5 protein-coding genes are annotated in these 4,425 nt (G+C 71.6%); 2 read left to right on the forward strand and 3 right to left on the reverse strand.

Annotated features, from left to right (window positions below):
* Together WH07_RS27730 and WH07_RS27735 are read right to left on the reverse strand one after the other, a co-directional pair.
* On the reverse strand, positions 1–453 hold a 453-nt coding region (locus WH07_RS27730; RefSeq protein WP_157877443.1), incomplete at its 3' end, for a MerR family transcriptional regulator.
* Positions 441–1,940 carry a cytochrome P450 gene (locus WH07_RS27735; RefSeq protein WP_079023609.1) on the reverse strand — a complete coding sequence of 500 codons (1,500 nt, stop codon included), beginning with the start codon at positions 1,938–1,940 and terminating at the stop codon, positions 441–443. The genes WH07_RS27730 and WH07_RS27735, both read right to left, overlap by 13 nt.
* On the opposite strand from WH07_RS27735, the gene WH07_RS27740 reads away from it, so the two are divergent.
* Complete coding sequence (locus tag WH07_RS27740) at positions 1,855–2,271, forward strand: nuclear transport factor 2 family protein (RefSeq protein WP_046505708.1); 417 nt, start codon at positions 1,855–1,857, stop codon at positions 2,269–2,271. The genes WH07_RS27735 and WH07_RS27740 overlap by 86 nt on opposite strands.
* A 111-nt stretch (positions 2,272–2,382) precedes the next feature.
* Here the strand turns inward: WH07_RS27740 and WH07_RS27745 are convergent, their stop codons facing one another.
* The gene (locus WH07_RS27745; RefSeq protein ID WP_046505710.1) at positions 2,383–3,147 is read right to left on the reverse strand and encodes an SDR family oxidoreductase; all 765 of its coding nucleotides are present in this window, start codon (positions 3,145–3,147) and stop codon (positions 2,383–2,385) included.
* Positions 3,148–3,361: 214 nt separating this feature from the next.
* Here WH07_RS27745 and WH07_RS27750 point away from each other — a divergent pair.
* On the forward strand, positions 3,362–4,425 hold a 1,064-nt coding region (locus WH07_RS27750; protein ID WP_046505712.1), incomplete at its 3' end, for an AfsR/SARP family transcriptional regulator.

Genomic DNA, 4,425 nt, shown 5'->3' on the forward strand with positions numbered 1-4,425 from the left:
GACCAGTCCGCGCTCCGATCGGGCCGCGTACCGGATCCCGAGCGGTGGGGACGGAGGAGAGAGGGGAGAAGTGGGCGGGTGGGATGACATGGCAGCAGCGTCCTTCCCTGCCGGATGCACCGACAGTTGGTCGACGAGGAAGGCCGCCAGGTCGCGGCGGACGGCCATCTCGGCCTCCACCTGCGCCCAGTAGTCCCGGATGGCCTGGGCGGCCGCCGTGGCGTCTGTCTCGTACAGATCGCACACCTCGCGGATACCGGCCAGCGGCATACCGATGCGCCGCAGCCATGCCACCAGCCGGGCCCGCTCCAACTGCGTCGCTTCGTAGTACCGGTAACCGGTGTACGCGTCGACCCGGGCCGGCCGCAGCAGGCCCAGCTCGTCGTAGCGGCGCAGCGCCTTCGCGGACAGCCTGGACGCACGGGCGAACGCGCCGATCGTCAGCGACCCCATGCTTCCTCCGCTTCCTTCGCTTCCTCCCTCGTACCGGGCGCTCCGCCCGGCCCCACCGATGCTGGAGCTTCCCCACAGAGGAAGGTCAAGCACGGCCGTTCCTGGCAGGACGGCGGCCCGGACGAACCCGCCCGGTCGTTGAGGTCGAGGGGGGCGACGGTGTGCCGTGTCAGGACGGGGACGGAGTGCAACCGCTGAGCCTCGTTGACCACCCAAGTGGTGAACTTCATTCGCTCCAGCTCCTGGTGACCCATCTCCCGGGTGGTGAGGACGGTGTCCAGCTCGTCCCCCAGCCGCTGTTGTGTCCGCGGGGCCCGGCCCAGTTCGTGGAAGACCCAGGAAGTCGTGGCGGAGCAGGTCTCGCCGCCGGCCAGCAGCATCATGACGAGTTCGTCGCGCACCTCCGCGTCGCTCAGCCTCACTCCGGTGTCCGCGTCCCGGGCGGCGAGCAGGGTGGACAGCAGGTCGCTGTGGTCGGCGCCGTCACTGCGGTGGGCGGCGACCACCTCGTCGACAACGGCCTTCATGCGGGCGGCGGCCGCGTCGAAGCGGCGGACCGCGGGGATGACCGGCAGCCGTTCCAGCCCGGGAGGGCAGACCGTGCGGAGTAGCGCGTTCTTGGAGATGATCCTGGTGTCGCGGCACAGGCCAGCAGCGACGCGTTGCCCGATCGAGGAGCGGAACATGGTTTTGACCGCTGTGCCCATGACGAGATCGGCCACCTCGCGGTCGAGGAGGATGAGGTCTCCGGCCGTCCAGCGGCTTGCCCTTCCCCCGGCCCGGCGGACCATGACCTGGGCGTAGTCGGCCACCCGCGCCGGGGTGAACAGCGGTTGCATCAGCCGTCGGTGCCGACGATGGACCTCACCGCCGTCCAGCACGGGCAGGCTCCGCTCGGCCAGCAGGCTCAGTCGCCCGTAGAGCCACCCTTTGGTGACCGAGCGCGCCTGGCCGGCCATCACCTCCCGGACGAGGTCGGCGGTGGTGACGAAGTACACGGGCAGGGTGCCCAGCTCGACACGCACGACCGGACCGTAGGTACGGAGTGAATCCAGGAAGGCCAAAGGGTCCCGGAACAGGGAAGGCAGGTGGCCGAGACGGGCAGGCGTCCCGGTGCCCGTGGCACGGTGTGCAAGTTCCTGGGCATCAGATCGCTCCTTACGGAGGGAATCCTTGGGCGCCGGCCGGCCCACCGGACTCCGGCGGGCCGGCCGGAAGCGGCGTGCTTCAGGCATGGGGTCATCAGACATTCGTCCGTATGCCCGGGGCAATGCGCCCAGCGGGAGGGGCGCGTGCGTGTGCTGCGTGATTGCGCCCTTGTGAAAGACTGGTAGGGAAGGAAGCGTCGAAGCGTTTCCGGGTTCCCGGATCGCTCCGGCCGGCCGCGGAAGGGGCGATCCGATGGATCCTGATATCCGGACCAGGGCCGCACTCGAAGAACACTGGCGGGCATCGGAACGTGGGGATAACGAAGCCGAGCACGCCATCTACGCCGTGGACGCGATCCTCGACTACCCCCAGTCGGGTGAACGGTTCCGGGGCCGTGCGGCTATTTCGGCGCAGCGTGGCGGGCATCCCGCCGATCGGCACTTCACCGTCCAGCGGATCGTCGGCGGCGGGGATCTGTGGGTGAGCGAGTGTGTCATCACGTACGACGGGGTGCCCACCCACTCGGTGAGCATCACGGAATTCGCCGACGGGCATGTGGTGCACGAGACGCAGTACTTCGCGGACACCTTCGGCGCGCCCGAGTGGCGGACAGCGCTCGCGGAGCCGATGCCGGGCAGGGAAATCACCAGGGATACCACCAGGGCCTGAGCCCCGGCCGGCCTCGTACGGAAGCGGGCGTGGCCGGGCGGGGCCGACCCGGGCCGGGCTCGGGTTCGGGTTCGGGCTCGGGCTCGGGTTCGGACTGTCAGGTTCGGGCTGTCAGGTTCGGGGGACCGCTACGTGCTGGCCCAGGCCGCCGTCGACCGCCAGTTTCACGCCCGTCGTGAATGTCGCGTCCACCGCCAGGAAGACCGCGGCGCTCGCCACCTCGGCCGGCGTGGCATGGCGTCGCATCGGGGTCGTCGCGTCGCCGAGGCGCTTGAATTCCTCGCGTTCCTCGTCCGTGATGCCCTGGACGCCGATGCCGGGTGTGTCGGTGTAGCCGGGGGACACGGCGTTGACGCGGATGCCGCGGCCGACCAGTTCCGAAGCGAGTGTCTGCGCGAACGACCAGAGGGCCGCCTTGGTCGCCGAGTACACGCTCATCCCAGGGACGCCCAGGGAGTCGGCGACGGACGTCGTGAAGACGACGGCGCCGCCCTCGTCCAGCAGCGGGATCAACTGCTGGACGGTGAAGAAGGCGCCCTTGGTGTTCACCGCGAAGTGGAGGTCGTACATCTCCTCCGTGACCTGCTCGACCGGCGCGAGCCTGGCGATTCCGGCGTTGACGAAGAGATAGTCGACATAACCGAGGATCTCCGCGACGGTCCCGCCCAGCGCCTCGACCGCCTTCAGGTCCGCGAGGTCCGAGGCGAGGACATGGGCCGTCGGGCCGAGCCGTTCCGCCGCCTCCTTGAGGTGCCCCGGGTCGCGGCCGGTCACCAGCACCTCGGCGCCGCCCTCCACCAGCCGTTCGGCGATGGCCAGTCCGATACCGGCGCTGCCGCCGATGACGACGGCCTTCTTGCCCGTGTACGTACTCATGTTCCGCTCCCTGTCTCTTGCCGCGGTTCCTTGCCGCGGCTCCTGCCGCGCGTGTTCGCCGCGTGTGTTCGCCGCGTGTGTTCGCCGCACGTGCTTGCCGGTCGGGACGACCCTGCGGGTGCGCGCTGACGAACCGCTGGTGGGGCGCTGACGGACGGGCCGCTGACGGCTGACGGAGGGCGGGCGGGGGCCGCTGACGACGTACCGTTTCCGTATGCGATTCGGGGTCCTCGGTCCGCTGGCCGTGTGGGACGGCACGGCAGGGCAGGAACGGTCCGTCGCCGTACCCGGGCCCAAGGTCCGCGCACTGCTCGCCGCGCTGCTCGCGCACGGCGGCGGGCCCGTCTCCGCGGACCGGCTCGTCGACGACCTCTGGGGCGCGCACCCGCCCGGCAAGCCCGCCAACGCCCTTCAGACCAAGGTGTCCCAGCTCCGCCGGGCGCTCGGCCGGGACCGGATCGTGCACCGGCCCGCCGGGTATCTGCTCGAACTGTCCGACGCCGAGGTGGACGCGGACCGGTTCACGGCCCTGCTCGTACGCGCCGGAGCCACCGGCACGTCACGACGGCGCGCGGAACTGCTCGCCGAGGCGCTGAGGTTGTGGCGGGGGCCCGCGTACGCCGGGTTCACGGACGAGGCGTTCGTACGGCCCGAGGCCGAGCGGCTGGAGGAACTGCGGCTGACCGCGCTGGAGCAGCAGGGCGAGACACGGCTCGAACTGGGCGAACACGCCTTGCTGGCCGGGGAGTCGACCGCGCTGGTGGCGCGGCATCCGCTACGGGAGCGGCTGCGGGCCGTGCAGTTGCGAGCCCTGTACCTGACGGGCCGTCAGAGTGAGGCGCTGGCCTCGTACGCCGAGCTGCGCGGGCGGCTGGCGGAGGAGCTGGGGGTGGATCCGGGGCCGGCGCTGGTGGCGTTGTACGAGGCGATCCTGCGGCAGGACCCGGCGCTGGATGTGCCGAGTCCGGCGCTGGATACGCCGGCGCTCGGGCAGGCTGCGGTGGCCGGAGCGTTGGCGGTGGCCGGACCGACGGCGGCGCCCGGACCAACGACCGTGGCCGGTTTGACGGCGGCGGCTGGGCCGACGGCGGCGGCTGGATCGGCGGTGCCCGCGCCCCGACCGGCGGTGGCCGGATCCGTGGCGTCCGGACCGTTGGCGCCCCGGCCGACCGTGCCCGGACCGGCGGCCGCCGGGTCCGTGACACCCGGATCCGTGGCGCCGGGACCGGCCGTGGCCGTCGCCGGTACGGCCGTACCCGCCCCGCCCGCCGTATCCGC

Source organism: Streptomyces odonnellii (assembly GCF_000981895.1).
Classification (GTDB): Bacteria; Actinomycetota; Actinomycetes; order Streptomycetales; family Streptomycetaceae; genus Streptomyces; species Streptomyces odonnellii.

What these genes read in the sequence shown, in the direction of transcription:
- WH07_RS27735 (WP_079023609.1), bottom strand. Translation starts at nt 1,940, where the DNA reads ATGGCGTGCTCGGCTTCGTTATCCCCACGTTCCGATGCCCGCCAGTGT.
- WH07_RS27740 (WP_046505708.1), top strand. Translation starts at nt 1,855, where the DNA reads ATGGATCCTGATATCCGGACCAGGGCCGCACTCGAAGAACACTGGCGG.
- WH07_RS27745 (WP_046505710.1), bottom strand. Translation starts at nt 3,147, where the DNA reads ATGAGTACGTACACGGGCAAGAAGGCCGTCGTCATCGGCGGCAGCGCC.